Below are 18,669 nucleotides of genomic sequence, written 5' to 3' on the forward strand. Positions count from 1 at the left end.
GCGGGCGCCGCGCCCCCGGAGAAGCCGGAATCCCTCGACGACGCCTCCGTTCGGGACGTTTTGGCGGCCCAGGCGCGCACGGCAGACTGGCTGGAGCAGCTCGGAGCCCACGTAGACGACCCAGAAGGCCCGCCACAGCACGAACTGGACGAGGCGGCGGCCCAGGCAGCCCGCGCGGCGTTCACGTCCGTCACGAACCCCTACATCGACCCCTTCAAAGCCAAGTCCGACCTGATGGCGCTGACCGCGCCGGCCCCGGTGCGCCACCTAGCAGGGCTCCTGTCGCACTACGACGAGGCGTTCGTCAAGGAGGCAGGGCGCATCCGCGGGTACATCGTCAGCAAGCTGATGGAGCACGCCGCCTCCAAGGACGCGAAAATCAGCCTCGCCGCGCTGAAAACCCTCGGTACCGTGACCGAGATCGGGGCATATACCACGCGGGTGGAGATTTCCCGCCCGCCATCAGAATCTACCCCGACCGCGCTCGTGGAGCGCCTGCGCAGCCGTCTTAATGCACTGAAACCCCCGGCGCCGGAGGTTATTGAAGACGCTACGATGGTTATCCCAGCAGTAGTTTCGGAAACTCAGCCTGAATTGCAGCAATGAACTTGGCGCAGCCCACTGCGGTGGCCGCCGCGGCGGCTGAGTTCACCCACTCCTTCCAGACCTACGCGAACGCCACGCCGCGCGTCGCGTTGGACCCCGAGGAAGTTGATCGGTTGCTCGCTTCGCTCGCTGATCTCGACGAGCAAGCCGCCACTGCCCTTCTTGCCGACCTCGATGCCCTCGACACCGCGCAGGCCGAGGAGCTGTGCCGCACATCCTTCCTGCACTTCTGTGCGCGGATGTACCCGGGCTTCAAGCAAGGCCCGCATCACCGGTTCCTAGAGCCCCTCCTACACAACGTATGCGCAGGCAGTGAGCTGCGCCTCACGGTGAGCCTCCCCCCGCGCTTCGGCAAGAGCCTGACCATCGCGTACCTGTTCGTGGCTTGGTACCTCGGGCACCACCCCGAGCACCAGATCATCATGGTGACGCACACGGCCGACCTCAGCTCCAGCTTCGGCCGCCAAGTACGGAACCTGCTCGCCACGCCGGACTACATCGCCATCTTCCCGGGCACGGTCGTCTCCCGCGACAAGAGCGCCGCGGACGACTGGACCACGACGGCCGGCGGGAAGTACTTGGCCGTTGGCGTCGGCGGGGCGGTAGCCGGCTACGGCGCCGACCTGCTGGTGTGCGACGACCTCGTGTCAGAGCAGGCCGTGCTGGCGAACCCGGACGCAGCGTTCGAGAACGCCTGGACCTACATGCAGGTCGGCCCGCTGCAGCGCCTCATGCCGGGCGGGAAGATCATCCAGATAGGCTGCATGACCGCGGAGACGCGTGTGCTGATGGCAGACGGGTCCGAGAAGGAACTGCAGCACATCAAGGTCGGCGACGCGATCGCCACCTACGACAACGGCGATATCGCCACGTCCCGCGTCTTGAACTGGATCAAGCATCCTTCCGATTATGTTTACAAAATAAGAACGACTTCGGGTAGGATCGTCCGGGCAAACAAGAGGCATCCGTTTCTTGTAGACCGGGACGGAGTGCGGACATGGGTACGAGTGCGGGACTTGAAGGTGGGGGATCGTTTGGTGGAGGCTGTGCAACAGCCGGATGCCTGCGACCCGTCAAAGCCAAGGGGTTGTGCAAGCTGTGCTACGGACGAAAGCTCCGGGCAGACGGGCGGCTCGGCCAGCGAGGCAAAGGCCATTGGGGAAAGTGGCGCGGAGCCACCTGCTCCGTTGAAGGATGCGGGCAGCCTGTCTCCGCAAAAGGGCTCTGCCATAGCTGCTACGGCAAGGCCGCTTGGCGTTCTGGCAAGCACCGGCTCACACCTGCGCAAAAGCGCGCGAGCCATCTCAAGTATCGGTACGGCATGGCTGAGGAAACTTACGACGCGATGCTGGCCGAGCAAGGCGGCCTCTGCGCCATCTGTAAGCAGCCCCCAACCAGAGAAAATTCAAGAGCCGGGCAGGAGCCGAAGCTATACGTCGATCACTGTCACGGAACGAACAGGGTGCGCGGGCTTTTGTGTAACCACTGCAACTTGGCCGTCGGCTACGCAAAAACAGAAGCCGTGCTGCGCGCCGCTGCCAAGTACTTACGCCGCTACGACAGCAGCGATCGTTGAGATCATCGAAGACGGCTTCGAGCCCGTCTTCGATATGGAGGTCGAGCGCACCGAGAACTTCATTGCGAATGGCGTGGTGAGCCATAACACGCGATGGGGCAAGAAAGACCCGATCGGCCGCGCGCTGACGTGGGCCAAGGAGAACGCTGGCAGCATCCCGTGGAACGAGGTGCGGTTCCCGGCCATCATGCCCAGCGGCAAGAGCCTGTGGCCCGAGCAGTGGCCCATCGACCAGCTCCTGGCCAAGAAGGCGGGCATGCGGCCGCAGTACTGGAACGCCCAGTACCAGCAGGAGCCGACCAGCGAGGAAGGCGCGCTGCTCAAGCGGGACTGGTGGCGCCGTTGGGACAAGGAGAAGCCACCGACGTGCGAGTACATCTTGCAGGTCTGGGATACTGCGCATGACACGAAGTCGAACAATGACTACAGCGCCTGCACGACCTGGGGTGTATGGTTCAACGAGCCAGAGGACAAGCATAACATCATACTGCTTGATGCCTTCAAGGGGCGGTGGGAGTTCCCGCAGCTCAAGGCTCGCGCCTACGAGGTGTACAGGGACTGGGACCCCGACGACGTGATCATCGAGAAGAAGGCGGCAGGTGCCCCGCTGATTCAGGAGATGCGTCAGGCCGGGCTGCCGATCGCGGAGGTGTCCCCCTCGCGTGGCAAGGTCGGCACGTCTAACGACAAGATTGCACGCACCAACGCCGTGGCGCCGATTCTGGAGGCGGGCGTCGTGTGGGTGCCCGACCGGCGCTGGGCCGAGGAAGTCGTCGAGGAATGCGCCGACTTCCCGAACGGCGAGCACGATGACCTCTTGGACACCGTCGTGATCGCGCTCAAGCGGTTCCGCACCGGCGGGTTCCTGAGCCTCAAGACCGACAAGACCGAGGCTGACGAAGACATCGTCCGGCGCCGGCGCGTCGCATACTACTGATCTAACCTCGCTTCGCTCGGAGAACACAATGCCTACCGCGAATACGGCCAAGACGCTCTCCCCCGCTCCGTTGGGCCTGACCGCTCCCGGCGCCAGCGCCGCGGCCAACGAGCCGCTGGTCGAGATCGAGGTTGTCGACGACAACGGCGAGCCGGTCGACGATCAGGCGGGCGTGCTCGCCGCCGCAGAGGCGCCGCTGGCTTTCGGCGACAACCTGCTCGGCCTCGTCGACGATCAGGCGCTGGCGATCCTCTCCGGCGACATCGACACCTGGGTCGATGAAGATAAGAGAAGTCGCGACGACTGGGAGCAGACCTACCGGGAAGGGCTGAAACTCCTCGGCCTCAAGTACGAGGAGCGCACCGAGCCGTGGGAAGGCGCCTGCGGCGTGACGCACCCCATGATCACCGAGGCGGTGGTGCGCTTCCAGAGCGAGACGATCATGGAGACGTTCCCGGCCGCCGGCCCGGTCAACACCAAGATCATCGGCGAGGAGACGCCGCCGAAGAAGGAAGCGGCCGCGCGCGTGCGCGCCGAGATGAACTACCAGCTCACCGAGAAGATGATCGAGTTCCGCAGCGAGCACGAGAAGATGCTGTGGAATCTCGCACCGGTCGGCTGCGCGTTCAAGAAGGTCTACAACGATCCGTCGCTGGGGCGGCAGGTCAGCACCTTCGTGCCGGCCGAGGATGTCGTGATGCCGTACAGCGCATCGAACATCTACTCCAGCGAGCGCGTTACACACGTTATGCGCAAGTCAGAGCAGGAGCTGCAGCGGCTGCAGGCCGTTGGCTTCTACGACACCGACGCCGTCCTGGGCACGCCCGGCCGCGAGATCGACGAGATCAAGGAAGCCAAGGACGAGGCGACGGGTTTCAGCGACATTAACGATGACAGCTATACCGTCTACGAGACACAGGTATCGCTGATACTTGAGGGTTTGGAAGACAGCGACAAGCCGCGACCGTACGTCGTGACCAAGATCAAGGGCGGCGCCATGCTGTCCATCCGACGGAACTGGAACGAGGAAGACGCGCTGAGCCTGCGCCGGCACCATTTCGTGCAGTACGACTACGTGCCCGGCTTCGGCCCCTACGGCTATGGCCTGTTCCACCTCATCGGCGGGTACGCCAAGGCGTCCACCAGCATCCTGCGCCAGCTCGTCGACGCCGGCACGCTGAGCAACCTCCCCGGCGGCTTGAAGACCAAGGGGCTGCGCATCAAGGGCGACGACACGCCTATCAGCCCGGGTGAGTGGCGCGACGTGGACGTGATGTCCGGCACGTTGCGTGACAACCTCATGCCGCTGCCGTACAAGGAGCCCAGCCTCGTCCTGGCGGGCCTGCTCGACAAGATCGTCGAGGACGGCCGGCGCATACCCGGCACCGCGGACATGAAGATCAGCGACATGAGCGCGCAGGCGCCGGTCGGTACCACGCTGGCTCTGCTGGAGCGCCAGCTCAAGGTGATGTCGGCGGTGCAGGCCCGCACGCACAACTCCTTGAAGCAGGAGCTGAAGCTGCTGAAGGAAGCGATCCGCGACAGCGGCGATGACGACTACACCTACGAGACGACGTTGAACCAGCCGGGGACCAAGCAGGCCGACTTCGCGCTGGTCGATGTGATCCCGGTCAGCGATCCGAGCGCGGCCACGATGAGCCAGCGCGTCGTGCAGTACCAAGCGGCGATCCAGCTCTCCGGTCAAGCGCCACAGGTCTACAACCTCGCTGAGCTGCACCGCGGCATGCTGGAGGTGCTGGGCATCAAGAACGCGGCCAAGCTCGTCCCAGCACCCCAGGAAGCCGTGCCGGCCGACCCGGTGACGGAGAACATGAACGTGCTGATGGCCAAGCCCGTCAAGGCGTTCATGCCGCAGGACCACGCCGCGCACCTCGCGGTGCACCAAGCCATGCTGCAGGACCCGGTGGTCATGCAGTCGCTGGGCCAGAACCCGCAGGCGCCGATGCTGATGCAGGCCATGCAGGCACACATCGCCGAGCACACGGCCTACCAGTACCGCGCCAGCGTCCAGCAGGCTCTCGGACAGCCGCTGCCGGACCCGGCAGCGCCGATGGACGAGCAGCAGGCCCAGCAGCTTGCACAAGCCTTGGCGCAGGCTGCGCAGCAGGTGATGCAGGCCAACCAGCAGCAGGCGCAGGCGCAGCAGGCCCAGCAGCAGGCCCAGGACCCCATGCTGCAGCTTCAGATCCGCGCGCTCGACCAGCGCGACAAGGAGCTGGGCATCAAGGAGAAGGAGCTGCAGGTCAAGGCCGCGGATCTCGCCGACAAGCAGGATCTGGCCGAGAAGAAGCTCATGGTCGACGCGTCCGACAAGTCGGACAAGCTGGACCTGAATCGCGAGAAGCTCATCCAGCAGGGCGAGCTTGGCGAGCAGCAGGTGCGCGTCAAGGCGCTGCAGGTCGGCATGATGGGCCGCGCGCAGGATCAGGAGCTGTTGGCTCAGGACCGCGCCAACGCGCAGGCCGACGTGGATCGGTTGCAGGCCGAGCACGAGTCCAACCAGATGGGCTTGAGCCGCACGCCGCCGACCGAGCCGAAGCCGGTGCCGGCGGCACCCGCCGCGCCGCCGAAGGAATACAGGCCGCCCGAGCAGGCCCAGGCGGCACCGCCCCCGGCTGAACCGACGCCCGGAGCGCCTGCCTGATGCACGGCGACACCATACTTAAGCTATTGGGGCAGGAAGTAGCTGCCCGCGTCGCCACTGTTGCGCGTGGTTCTCCTCGCACATTCGAGGAGTACCAGCATCTCGTCGGGGTTATCACTGGTCTTAACCTCGCCGAGCGTATCGTGAAAGACCTGCTGGAGACTGAGAGTGACGACGATAGCTTTGCCCCCTGACGAACTGATTTTGCCGCCCGGCATTCAGCGCATCGAAGACCCGGACGAGCCCGACGAACCGAAGGCGACGATGCTGCCGATACCGACGGGCTTCCATCTGCTGTGCGCAGTACCGCGCATGCCCGAGGAGTTCGAGGATTCGGTGCTGCTCAAGGCGCGGCAGACGATCGTGAACGACGAAGCGGCCACCACGGTTCTCTTCGTGCTGGCCCTCGGCCCCGACGCCTACGCCGACAAGACGCGCTTTCCCAGCGGCCCGTGGTGCAAGAAGGGCGACTTCATCATCGTGCGTACCTACTCGGGTACGCGCTTCAAGGTCTTCGGTAAGGAGTTTCGCGTCCTGAACGATGACATGGTTGATGCGGTGGTATCTGATCCACGCGGCATACTGCGTGCGCAAGCATAGGAGACAGTCATGGCAACAAGCAAACAAGACGATGACGAAGAAGTCGTCACCATAAACGGTGCGAACGCGGACGATCTCAAGGACATCGAGGTCGTCGACGACACGCCCGAGGCTGACCGCGGGCGCAAGCCGCTCAACCGCGAGGTCAAGGACCCGGACGACGAGGAGCTGGCCACCTACTCGGCCGGTGTCAAGCAGCGCTTCAGCGAGCTGACGCACGCCCGTCATGACGAGCGTCGCGCGCGTGAGGCTGCGGAGCGCGAGCGCGACGAGGCGACGCGCGCGGCACAGGCCCTGCTGCAGCAGAACCGCCAGCTCCAGCAGCGTACGACCACCGGTGAGACGCACCTCGTCGCCGCGTCGAAGGCTGCGGCCGAGACGGCGCTGACGGCTGCACGCGCGGAGATGAAGGCTGCCAAGGAAGCCTTCGACCCCGATGCGGAGATGGCCGCGCAGGAAAAGATGATGGAGGCGAAGCTCCAGTTACGGGAACTCGCGCGATACCGTCCTGCACCTGTACAAAAGGCAGAGGATGTAGTAGAACTCCCGGCAGCAAGCACCCCCGAAGCGCCTGCGGACCAAAAGACACTGCGCTGGCAGGCAAGAAACCAGTGGTTCGGCACGGAGGGGAACGAGGAGATGACCAGCTTCGCGCTGGGCTTTCACCAGAAGTTGGTGAAGTCCGGCGTAGACCCTCGCTCGGACGAGTACTTCAGCAAGGTGGACGGCCGGCTCCGCGAGGTGTTCCCCGATTTCTTCGGTGACACCAAGGATGTCGAGGTCGACACCACACGCTCCACGCAGCGCACGGCGCCCCGTGCCAGCCCTGTGACCCCCGCGTCACGCTCGGCAAACGGCGTCACCAAAGTCCGGCTGACACAGACCCAGCTCGCGCTGGCGAAGAAGTTCGGCCTCACCCCGCAGCAATACGCACAGGAAGTCGTGCGTCTGGAGCAAAAATGAACCAGCCTCGTCAGCAACAACCTCAACCGCCGCAGCCACAGCAGCGGCAGCCCCGCGAGCTTGAATCGCGCGAAGAAACCGCTCGCGAGGAGTACGCACCTCCGAGCACCCTGCCCGTCCCGAAGCACACGCCGGGCTACGTCTTTCACTGGGTAGCGACGCACATCATGGGCGCGGCCGATCCGACCAACGTCAGCAAGAAGCTGCGCGAAGGCTGGGTACCGGTCAAGGCCGCGGATCACCCCGAGCTGCAGTTGGCGCCGAGCGCCAATGGCAACGTGGAGATCGGCGGTCTGATGCTGTGCAAGATGCCGGTGGAGCGTGCACGCGCGCGCAGCGACTACTACGCGGCGCAGTCGCGCCAGCAGATGCAGTCGGTCGACGCGGGGCTGATGCGACACAACGACCCTCGCATGCCGTTGTCGATCGACCGCAGGTCGAAGACGACGCGTGGCGAGACTTTCGGTAACGGAACCTGAAGGAACCGACATGGCAAAAGAACTTTCTCCTTACGGCCTGCGTCCGGTTGGCTTGATCGGCGGCCAGACGTACTCCGGGGCCACACGCGACTTCCGGCTGACGACGAACAACACGGTAGGCATCTTCACTGGCGATGTCATCCAGTTGCTCCCCGGCGGCATCCCGACGGCGATCACGGCGACGCCGGCACCGGGTGCCGGCGGCATCGTCGGTATCTGCATGGGCGTGCGCTACACCACGCCCGGCATGCAGCAACCGATGCACGCGCAGTACCTGCCGGCTGGTGCCATCGCTGCCGGCTACAAAGACATTCGGATCATCGTCGTCAACGACCCTGACATTCAGATGTACATCCAGGCGTCGGCGCCGATTGGCACGTATCCGGGCGGCATCTACGCGGCGATCGGCAAGAACGCGGCGATCGGCAACTTCGGCGGCAACCTGATCACCGGGAACTCCACCGTCAGCCTCACCCTCGGAGCCAACGGCGCCGGGCTGGGGACAGCAGCGACGCTGGGTGCGCGGATTCTCGACATCCCCGAGGAGTCGGCGAACGATGCGTACCCGAACCTGATCGTCAAGTTCAACTTCGGCGTCCATTCCTACTACCTCGCCACGGGCGTCTGAGGAGCAACGAACATGACAATCTCTCGCGCACAACTGATGAAGGAACTGCTTCCCGGCCTGAACGTGCTGTTCGGCCTGGAGTACAAGCAGTACGCGGAAGAGCACAAGGAACTCTTCGATACGGAGAGTTCCGAGCGTTCGTTCGAGGAAGAGGTGAAGCTGTCGGGCTTCGGCGCCGCGCCTGTCAAGGCGGAAGGAGCTGCACTGCTGTACGACAACGCGCAGGAAGCGTTCACCTCGCGCTACAACCACGAGACGATCGCGCTGGGCTTCAGCGTGACCGAGGAAGCCGTGGAGGACAACCTCTACGACAGCCTGTCGGCGCGCTACACCAAGGCGCTGGCCCGTGCGATGGCGTACACCAAGCAGGTCAAGGCGGCGGCGATCCTGAACAACGGCTTCACCGGCGCGTTTGCCGGTGGTGACGGCGTCTCGCTGTTCGGCTACAACGCAACGCCGACGCGCGTCGGGCACGCGAAGGTCGGCGGTGGTGTGAACCACAACAGTCCGGCCACTGGTGTCGATCTGAACGAGACTTCGCTGGAAGCAGCGATCATCCAGATCGCGGCCTGGACCGACGAGCGGGGCCTGCTGATCGCTGCCAAGGCGAAGAAGCTGATCATCCCGCCGGCGCACCAGTTCAACGCGGTGCGACTGCTGCAGTCCGAGGGTCGCACCTCGACCGCGGACAACGACATCAACGCGCTCCGCAACCTGTCGGCGATCCCGGGCGGCTACACGGTCAACCACTTCTTGACCGACAGCAACAACTGGTTCATCAAGACCGACGTGCCCAACGGCCTGAAGCACTTCAGCCGTGTCGCGCTCAAGACCGGCATGGACGAAGACTTCGACACCGGCAACTGCCGGTACAAGGCCCGCGAGCGCTACAGCTTCGGCTGGAGCGATCCGCTCGGCATTTGGGGCTCGAACATGACCGGTGCCTGACAAGGCGCCAGCCACTACCACGAAAAGGCCCCCACGAGGGGCCTTTTTCATGGCAGACTAGGATCTGCCCCGGGATACACCCCCATTCACGCCACGACCGGCCCGGCGGACGACATGCAGACTGGCGTGCAGCATCCGCATGTGGAGAAATCATGGCGAGCACCACCTTCTCAGGGCCAGTCACGTCGAAGGCCGGCTTCGTTGGCACGCTAACGGGCAACGTCACGGGTAGCGTCACGGGCAGCATGCTGTCAGCGCCAATCGCATCAGCGTCGCTGCCGGCGGCCACCACAGCGCTGGCCGGCTCGATTCGGATCATCAACAACAACGGCGTCAGCAACAACGAGTACTGCCTCGTGATCTGCACCGGCACGGCCTGGGTGACGGCAACGGGCCAACCGCTGACCTGAGCCCGCGATGTACCGGAAGCCGCAGCCGCCCCCAGCGCCGGCTCCGGTGCATCCAGCGCCGCCGCGCCTGCCGGTAGCCCCGCTGGCGCCCAAGTTGCCCCCGCCGAAGCCCGAGGAGCCCTGACATGCCCAAGCAAACCAATCCGTCACCTACCTATCCGCAGTTCCCCGGCGACGCAATGCCGGTGGTGTTCGGGGTGCCGTTCCCGGCCGTCGGCGTTGTCTACGTTGGCGCTGCTGGAAACGTCACCGTGGTGACGGCACAGGGCTCCACGGTGACGTTTACGGGGCTGTTGGCTGGTAGTGTGATACCCGTGCAGGTGCGGCAGGTGAACGCGGTGGGTACGACGATAGCGGTGGCCGCAATGGTTGCCATCTACTGAGCGGCCATGTCGTTCGGTTTCGGTTTTGCACTTCCGCACACGGCGGCACTGGCAGGTGGTGGGGTTGGCGTTCCTACCGTCGTACCGCCGCCGACGATTGAGTTTCCGCTCACAGGTCCGTCACTACCGCCGGCGGTTACGTTCACGCGTGCGTCGAGCGGGACGTACTTCAACTCGGCGCTGGTCCTCGCTGACGCAGCTATCAATGTTCCGCGGTTCGATTACGACCCGCGCCTGGGCAACCCGCGTGGGCTGCTGATCGAAGAGGCACGGTTCAACGTCATTCGCAACAACACGATGGCCGGTGCCGGCCCTGGTGTGCCGCCTACGAATTGGTCGGTCATCAGCTTTGCGGGACTCACGGCTACTATCGTCGGTGCTGGCACCGAAGGCGGCATTTCGTACGTCGATATTAACTACGCAGGAACTACTAACTTCACTTCCGGTGCGCCGATTACGTTCGATACGGCGACGAATCCAGACGCGGCGGCAGGTCCAGAGCAGACATGGACGTTCAGTATGTACGCAATGGTGCCTATTGCACAGCATACTAACGTAGGTCAGTGGCAAATACGTATCCAAGAGCGCGACATCAACGGTACCATACTGCTCAGTGGTGTCGGTGTATACTCGCCGCTGAAGTATCCAGACGCTGAAGAACTGCGTTTTGGTCGCTATACGTACACGTACAAAACGACGCATGCGGATACGAAGTTCGTCACGGCGGCGCTCGGGTTTGGGTTCGGTGTTCCGAACCCGATTAATTTCACCATTCGTATTGGTGTGCCGCAGCTTGAGAAGGGCGACTACGCGTCTTCGACGATCAAGACGAGTACGGCTGGGGTGCGGCGGGAAGCCGACCGGGCGGCGATCACAGGCACCAGCTTCTCAAGCTGGTTCAATTCGGTCGAAGGTACGCTGCAGGCGGATTGGGCCGCGCAGACGGCGGTTACGACATACGCGTGGGCTGTGAGTGACGGCGGTAATGCCAACCTGTATTACACACGCGCATTCGTGCCGGATATTAGTCAGGCAGTCATTCAGGTCGCCAGCATCGCGCACATGAGCAGCGGCCTCGATGTAGATCGCACGACGTACTCACAGGTATTGAGTACGCTTGCGTATAAGTTGAACGACTCGAACCAAGCAGCAAACGGCGTTTTGGGCATAACGGATACGAGTTGTCCGTTGCCGCCCGGCGTGGACAGGCTCAACATTGGCGCTTCTGGTGGCGGCGTATCCGGGCATCTCGGTGGCTGGGTCAAGGCGTTCAAGTACTGGAACACGCGGTTGTCAGACAACCAACTGATCGCCGTGACGCCGAAGCCGGCCGTGCTCTCGCCGCCGACGCGCGAGTACGCACTCGTCGGTCCTACGCTGCCCGCGGACATCACGCTGGTGCGTACTTCGCCGGCCACGTACTTCGACGCTTCTGGCGTACTGCAGACGGCTGCGGATAGCACACCCCGTTTCGACCACGACCCTGTGACGTTGGAGACTTTAGGGCTGCTGATAGAGGTCGGAGCCACGAACAGCATCGCGAATAACACGATGCTTGGCGCGTCGGGGCCTAACACGCCACCTACGGGTTGGGTTGTTTCCGGCAGTGCGCTCGGTATCACGCGTTCGATTGCTACTGGCGTTGAGGACGGTATTCCCTACGTCGATGTGCGCTATGTAGGTACACCGAATCCCGGCAGCACGTATTCGGTTTCGTTCATGGCGAATAACGCGGTGAGTGCTGGCGTAAATCAGACGTGGACATCTTCGGCGTATATCAAGCTGTCTGGCAATTTCGGAGGCTCAAACCCCAGCTTCGGAACGATTGAGTACACTGCTGGTGTATCCGGCGCAGCTAACTTAGCGCCACTCGCACTGTATACAGGAAGGCTGGCGGCCAACCGCATCCGTGTTTTAACTACTACTGTAGACTCGGGTACGACGCATATCGTCGCTCGTTTTAATATGCGTCCGCAAACAGGCGTTGCGGTTGATGTCACTGTACGCATCGGTCTTCCGCAGCTTGAGCGGGGTGTGCTGGCTACATCAGTCATCAAGACGAGTACAGCGGTCGGCATACGGTCCCCTGATAACGCAGAAGTTTCGGCAGCTACATTCAGGGGGTACTGGAGCGCGTTCAACGGTACGTTGCACGCTGTTTTTTCTACCTACAACTCGGCTACGTTTGCGCGCCCATTTGCAGCATCACTCGACAACACAACAGCCGAGTACACTGCCTGGAATCGGTCGTCTACAACCGGAAATGCGCGCTTTGGTATCGTCGTCGGTGATGGCAACGATGTAGGGCTGGAACCTGTTCCAATGCCGCTGAATACGCGGCGTAGTGTCGTTGGGGTATACGCGCGTAACGATTGTGCTGCGTATGCTGATGGCGGTGTGCTGCTAACTGACAGCGAAGCTGAAGTTCCGCAGAACATCAACACGATGACTATAGGCCGGCTGATGGTCAACTACCTGAATGGTTGGGTCAAGGTCATCCGCTACTGGGACTCGCGGCAGCCAAATGAGGTACTGCCCATCATCGCAACGCTGCCGGACCCGATGGACCCGCCGATACGGGAGTACCCGCTGCTCGGCCCCACGCTGCCCGCGGACATCGCGTTTTCCCGCAGCTCACCAGCCACTTACTTCAACTCGGCGGGGGTGCTGACCGACGCCGCGAACAATGTACCCCGCTTCGACTACAACCCGGTGACGCTGGGACCGCTGGGCTTGTTGATCGAGGATGGCCGCACGAACAGCGTCTCGAATAACACGATGGTTGGTGCCGACGCTGGGACCAACACGCTGCCCACTGGGTGGGCCCCCACTGCACCGAGCGCAGGACTCACGCGTACGGTTGTGGGCGTTGGTGTTGAAGATGGCATTGCCTACATCGACTTGCAACTGACAGGTGCGCCGTCGGCAGTCACGTCTACCCGGCTGATTACTTTCATGCTCGGCAACGTAACGACAGCCTCATCCGGCCAGACATGGGCAGGCAGTGCGTTTGTGCGGCTTATCGGTGTCAGCAGTCCGACGGTCCCTGCGCTGCAGATAATTGAGCGCACGTCTGGAGGTACATCGCTAGGAGTTACCTCACTGAATTTACCGGTTACCTCGGCGCCACTACGCACTGCGCGATACCTTTTGAGTCGTTTACTAAACCAGATCGTGGAGCCGACAGGTAATGTGACGCTGTCGATTGACATTGCCGGTATGACCATTGCCCAGAGCGTTGACATTACCCTCCGTATCGGCCTCCCGCAATTGGAACTCGGCGCCTTCGCTACCTCAGTCATCAAGACCGCGAATGCCGGTGTGGTTCTCCGAGCCGCGGACGGCGCCACGATGTCTGGAGCCGCATTTACTTCGTTCTGGAATCAGGCGCAAGGCACTATTGCGGTAGGCACGGTACGTCCTGTGACACCGCTTGCTGACGGAAACGCGCTATACATATACGATGACGTTGTTGCGGGTACGCGGTATTCTTTAGGGACATCTATCGGCGGTACACGTTGGAACCCCTTTGTACAACTCGCAGGGGTGACGCAGGCCACGTTGACGCAGAGTCCTACGTATCCTCCGACCGGACTGAGCAATCTCGCGCTTGCATACGCTGCTAACAGCTTCGCCGCTAGTACCGTAGGCATAGCACCGGTAACGGTCACATCGGGTACGCCGCCTGCGGTTAACATCATGCGTATCGGGCGGGCGCTGTCGGGCGGGTTTTGGAATGGCCATATCCAGTACATCCGCTACTGGCCTACCCGGCTCTCCAACGAGCAGCTACAGCAGCTTACAGGCGTGTCGACGCTGGTGCCGCCGACCACGAAGGAGTACCTGCTTACAGGGCCCGGACTGCCGGCGGGCGTCACGTTCGTACGCGCCACACCGGCTACCTATTTCGATCGCCTCGGCATCTTGCGCGAGGCAGCAAGCGGTGCGCCGCGCTTCGACTATGACCCCGTGACGCTCGCACCGCGCGGGCTGCTGATCGAAGAGACGCGCACGAATAGTATCCCGAACAACACAATGGTCGGAGCTGTGCCCGGTACGCCGGGAACACCGCCAACAGGGTGGCACTTCGTAGGTACCGGACTCGCGTTCAACACCGTGGCTACCGGCACCGAGAACGGGGTTCCGTATGTCGATATTCAGGTGGTCGGGCTCACGCAAGGCACATCAGCAGGAATACGCTTCATGGTGGCGACACCGCCAATAGTGGCGGTGCCGGGGGAGGTGTGGACCGGGACGTTTTTCGTTCGGCGTGTTGCAGGCGACTTTACGGGCGTGACGTCTCAGCGCATCCACATAGCCTCGTTGAACTCTGGGGGTGGTATTACAGCCGACGCGGTAGGGAACATAGTCATTCCGACCGCAGTGTCGCTGGCGGCCAGCCGATTCAAGATAACGACCGAGCCGTGTCCGGCGACGACTACGGGTGTGCGGCTGCAGCTTTTCTTTAGTTACACCAGCGGTAGCAATATCAACTTCACAGTACGCATCGGTCTTCCGCAACTTGAGAAAGGTGCGTTCGCTACGTCGCCGATAAAGACGGTCGATGCTGGCGTGGTGCCGCGTAACGCCGACATTGTCAGTGTAACCGGCACCAACTTCAGCTCGTGGTACAACCAGAACGCAGGTACGTTTGCGACGCAATACATCCCGAAGTATGTCAGTAGCGGCAATAACTATATTTACGCGGCTGTCGGAAGCACTACTGCGGATGCGGTCTACCAGCGTACAACAACAGGAGGTATAGGGTCTGTCGTTCAGACCACCGCCGGAGGCGCGCAGGCGTTCATCAGTATCGGCCCCGTCTCGGTGCCGGAATCGCGGAACGCAGGCGCGCTGACGTACGCACAGAACGACTTCAACGCGGCGTACAACGGCGCACTGGGTGTGGCTGACGGGCTCGGCACGCCGCCGCTGGTTATTCAGCAGCTCGGGCTCGGCAACATCAACGGCACCGGGGTGCTGAATGGTTGGCTGAGCGCCGTACGCTACTGGAATGCGCGCCTGCCGGACGCGCAGTTGCTGACGATCAGCACACCGGACACGGTGCCGGCGGTGGTTGTTCCGCCCGCTACGGTCGACTACAACTTGATGGGCCCGCTGCTACCGCCCGCTGTAGCCTTCACGCGCAGTCCGAACGGGCCGGCGACGTACTTCGACAGCAATGGGACGCTACAGGTCGCCGCGACTGATGTGCCACGCTTCGACTATGACCCGGTGACGCTGGAACCTCTCGGACTGCTGATCGAGGAAGCACGCACGAACAGCATTCCCAACAACACGATGGTTGGCGCAGGTACGCCGATCGCCATACCCGTGGGTTGGGTCATGACCGTCGGTACGGGTATGACGTACAACACGGTTAGTGTCGGGACGGAAGACGGTATCGCGTACATCGATATGCGGTTTTCGGGCACGCCTGTAGGTAATTTCGTAGCTGTCGGCTGCACGAACGGGCTGACTGTCTCCGCTAGCCAAAATCAAGTCTGGACCGCGTCCAGCTACGTTACGCTGATCGAGGATGTGGGGTCGCCCGTTGCGCCTGCGCTGCACATTTCGGAGTACGCCGCGAACGGCAGCACGAATACGGCTAATCAGGTGCTTGCGTTCACGCCTGTCGTCGGCAAGTTGGCGGCCAGTAGGATCGTGCTTCCAGCAAAACTGACGGGTGCTACAACAGCGTTCGCGCAGCTTCGGTTCCGTATCGGTGTTACTCCCGATGCCTTCACGGATTTCACGCTGCGTATCGGCCTTCCGCAACTGGAACTCGGCGGCTTCGCTACGTCGGCCATCAAGACAACAAATGCGGCGGCGTCGAGGTCCGCAGATGTCGCAGGTGTCACCGGCGCGGATTTGAGCGCGTGGTACAACCAGTCTGAAGGTACGGTGCAGCTAACCGTCAGCACGTTCAACAGCCTCGCTGGGCAGTTCCCGCGCTTGCTCGGGTTCAGCAACGCTACGACGACCGAATCGATCACTATCTCGCGTAACAACGACTCGGCACTATCGCGCCTTGGTGTCGTTACGGTTGCTGGTACGCAGGTGGCGCTCAGCAGCTACCCGCTGGCGCTCGGCGTGTTTTCTTCCATCGCCGCGGCGTACAAGAAGGATGACTTCGCGTACACGGCCGATGGCGGTGTAGCGGTACCCGACACGCTAGGTACGGTCCCGCCGGCAATTACGCAAATGTACTTTAGTGCGTTGGGTGGACTGCAGGTGACATGTAGCCACATCAAGCAGTTCCGCTACTGGCCCGTGCGCATGCCAGACGCGCAGTTGCAAGCCATATCGGCCGGTGCTACGCCGCCGGCCGTGACGGTTCCTACGGCGACTCGGAGGTATGTCCTCACGGGGCCTGTACTGTCGCCTGAGATCGCCGTCACGCGGCCGTCGCCGGGGAACTATTTCGACAACACGGGGGTGCTGCAGTCAGCAGCGAACCACGCACCGCGGTTCGACCACCACCCGCTGACGCACGACCCGTTGGGTTTGCTGATCGAAGAGACGCGGACGAACTTCATACCCAACAACACGATGGTCGGAGCCGTGCCCGGTGCGCCAGGGACACAGCCAACAGGTTGGACAGTCACCAATCCGCAGATCGGGCTGACACGCGAGATCGTGGCGGTGTCATCTGAGAATGGTATCGACTACATAGACATCAAGTTCTCGGGGCTATCTTCAGGAACATCGCTCGCACTGGTCGGCGGTTTCATGCCTGCGGGAATAGCCACGACGGTGCGCGATGATTGGTGGAGCTTCTTTGCGTACTACACGCTGGTAGGCGGTGATCTAACAGGCGTATCGAACCCGCGCATGGTTATAACCATGCGCGATTCGACAGGGGCTTCGATAGGCAATTTACCCAATGCTACGGTCCCGCTTGGCGTAGGGCCGCTTGCGGCAAACCGCGTTGGTGTCTCGAACAAGGTGACGAACGATCTTGCCACCTCTGTGACGGGCGGGATGTTCCTCACGATCGTAAGCGGCGTGCAGATCAACTTCACCGTGCGCATCGGTCTGCCGCAACTTGAGAAGGGCGAGTACCCCTCGTCGGTTCTCAAGACGGTGGACGCCGGCTCCGTGACGCGGACGTTCGACCAAGTTGTCGTATCCAGTGCCAACTTCACCCCGTGGTTTAACCCGGTAGAGGGTACTGTTCAGGCTACATGGGCGGCGCCCGCTGCAGGCTCGCATTACGTTCTAGCCTTTACGGATGGCTCTGCTGCCAACGTGCTTACTGAGCGCGTGTCGCCGACAGTTGTAGACGCAGCAATAGCGAGCAGCAGTTTGCAGGAAGCGTTTTTCCCGCTAAACGTGGCACGCGTGCCTACGGCCTATGTCAGTAGCGTGTTTGGCTACAAAGCTAACGACTGCAACTTTGCTGTCGCTGGTCAGCTAGGTATCAAGGATACAAACGTAGTGTTGCCGGTCAACTTGAGCCGTATCTGGTTCGGCTCGCTACACGGTACTGGTGGGCATATCGGCGGCTGGATGCGATCTGTGACGTACTGGAATACGCGCTTGACGGACACGCAACTACACGCGCTATCGGGCACCGCCGCTGCAACTACGCACGCCTTCGACATCGCATTTGACCAAGGGGCCTTCGCATGACCATCAAATCCATCGACGCTCTGCGCGATGAAGCCGACGTGGTGTTGGCTGACAACACCACGCAGGCCATCACGGCTGCTGACTTGCGCAACCTGATCCTCGACATGCTCGACACGGTGCAGCCGGCGCACAGCATGATCGCGCTCAACTCGCTGCCGATCGCGCTGAACGCCGCGCCGCAGGCGCTGGCGCCGTTCAACAGCGTAGTGCTGGACACGCCGGGCTTCTACACCGCGGACCTGCCGAACGGCACCATCGAGCACACCGCCGGCGCGCCGGTCATCGAGGATGTCGTGACGGCAAGCGGCAACGTCAGCGGGCCCAACGGCAGCGACATCAGCCTCATCCTGTTCCACAACGGATCGGCTACGCCGTTCAGCGTCGCAGTCTCGACGGCGGGCCCAGGCAACGTGATCGGGTTCACCCTGAGCGGGCTGCTGCGCACGACGGGCAATGCCGTGTTCGAGGTGCGCGCGTTTGGGGCCGCTGGCAACTACACTTTCACGAACGTCAAGCTGTCGGCCAGCCGGCAGCCCGTTCGGTCCTTTGTCTAAGGAGCAGTCATGCGCAGGAAAGACCACTGCTTTGCCGCCGGCGGCGCGCTTCGCGAACCGCCGCCCGAACACGTCAAGAAGGAACTGTCCTTCATGCAGAAGAAGGGCGCCCCGCCGAGCATGATCAAGGCCGAGAAGAAGGAGCACGGGCTCCCCTTCGGCAAGAAGGCGAGGCGGTTCGACGAGGGCGGGCACGTCAACATCGACGACGACACCCGCGCGCGGGCTCGGGCTGCGATCATGGCGCGGCTGGCCCGGCAGGACGCCGAGGGCGCCGGCGATGCG

At 62.5% G+C, this 18,669-nt stretch carries 14 protein-coding genes; all 14 read left to right on the top strand.

The window, feature by feature from the left end; translation table 11 throughout:
* On the top strand, positions 1-606 hold a 606-nt coding region (locus tag VJR90_01040), incomplete at its 5' end, for a hypothetical protein (GenBank protein ID HKV96061.1).
* Entirely contained in the window at positions 603-3,119 is a 2,517-nt protein-coding gene (terL, locus tag VJR90_01045) for a phage terminase large subunit (GenBank protein HKV96062.1), read from the top strand. The genes VJR90_01040 and terL, both read left to right, overlap by 4 nt.
* Before the next feature lie 28 nt (positions 3,120-3,147).
* A complete protein-coding gene (locus VJR90_01050; GenBank protein ID HKV96063.1) occupies positions 3,148-5,784 on the top strand; it encodes a hypothetical protein in 2,637 nt (878 codons plus the stop codon).
* Positions 5,784-5,978 (top strand): hypothetical protein, encoded by a 195-nt coding sequence (locus VJR90_01055; protein ID HKV96064.1) that lies wholly within the window; start codon positions 5,784-5,786, stop codon positions 5,976-5,978. The genes VJR90_01050 and VJR90_01055 overlap by 1 nt, the downstream gene beginning before the upstream one ends.
* Positions 5,953-6,384, top strand: coding sequence for a co-chaperone GroES (locus VJR90_01060; GenBank protein ID HKV96065.1), 432 nt, complete (start codon positions 5,953-5,955; stop codon positions 6,382-6,384). Before VJR90_01055 ends, VJR90_01060 begins: the two co-directional genes overlap by 26 nt.
* Positions 6,385-6,393: 9 nt before the next feature.
* Positions 6,394-7,347: a hypothetical protein gene (locus tag VJR90_01065; GenBank protein HKV96066.1), complete on the top strand. Its 954-nt coding sequence runs from the start codon at positions 6,394-6,396 to the stop codon at positions 7,345-7,347.
* The gene (locus VJR90_01070) at positions 7,344-7,826 is read left to right on the top strand and encodes a hypothetical protein (protein ID HKV96067.1); all 483 of its coding nucleotides are present in this window, start codon (positions 7,344-7,346) and stop codon (positions 7,824-7,826) included. The genes VJR90_01065 and VJR90_01070 overlap by 4 nt, the downstream gene beginning before the upstream one ends.
* 10 nt (positions 7,827-7,836) lie before the next feature.
* A complete protein-coding gene (locus VJR90_01075; GenBank protein HKV96068.1) occupies positions 7,837-8,454 on the top strand; it encodes a hypothetical protein in 618 nt (205 codons plus the stop codon).
* A 12-nt stretch (positions 8,455-8,466) separates the two neighbouring features.
* A complete protein-coding gene (locus tag VJR90_01080) occupies positions 8,467-9,402 on the top strand; it encodes a hypothetical protein (protein ID HKV96069.1) in 936 nt (311 codons plus the stop codon).
* A 152-nt stretch (positions 9,403-9,554) separates the two neighbouring features.
* The gene (locus VJR90_01085) at positions 9,555-9,812 is read left to right on the top strand and encodes a hypothetical protein (protein HKV96070.1); all 258 of its coding nucleotides are present in this window, start codon (positions 9,555-9,557) and stop codon (positions 9,810-9,812) included.
* Between the two features lie 125 nt (positions 9,813-9,937).
* The gene (locus tag VJR90_01090) at positions 9,938-10,195 is read left to right on the top strand and encodes a hypothetical protein (GenBank protein ID HKV96071.1); all 258 of its coding nucleotides are present in this window, start codon (positions 9,938-9,940) and stop codon (positions 10,193-10,195) included.
* A 6-nt stretch (positions 10,196-10,201) separates the two neighbouring features.
* The gene (locus tag VJR90_01095) at positions 10,202-17,830 is read left to right on the top strand and encodes a hypothetical protein (protein ID HKV96072.1); all 7,629 of its coding nucleotides are present in this window, start codon (positions 10,202-10,204) and stop codon (positions 17,828-17,830) included.
* A complete protein-coding gene (locus VJR90_01100; protein HKV96073.1) occupies positions 17,827-18,384 on the top strand; it encodes a hypothetical protein in 558 nt (185 codons plus the stop codon). The genes VJR90_01095 and VJR90_01100 overlap by 4 nt, the downstream gene beginning before the upstream one ends.
* 9 nt (positions 18,385-18,393) lie before the next feature.
* The coding region (locus tag VJR90_01105) for a hypothetical protein (GenBank protein HKV96074.1) at positions 18,394-18,669 on the top strand (276 nt) is incomplete at its 3' end.

The sequence above is a fragment of the Gammaproteobacteria bacterium genome (genome assembly GCA_035279405.1).
Taxonomy (GTDB): Bacteria; Pseudomonadota; Gammaproteobacteria; order Natronospirales; family REEB76; genus REEB76.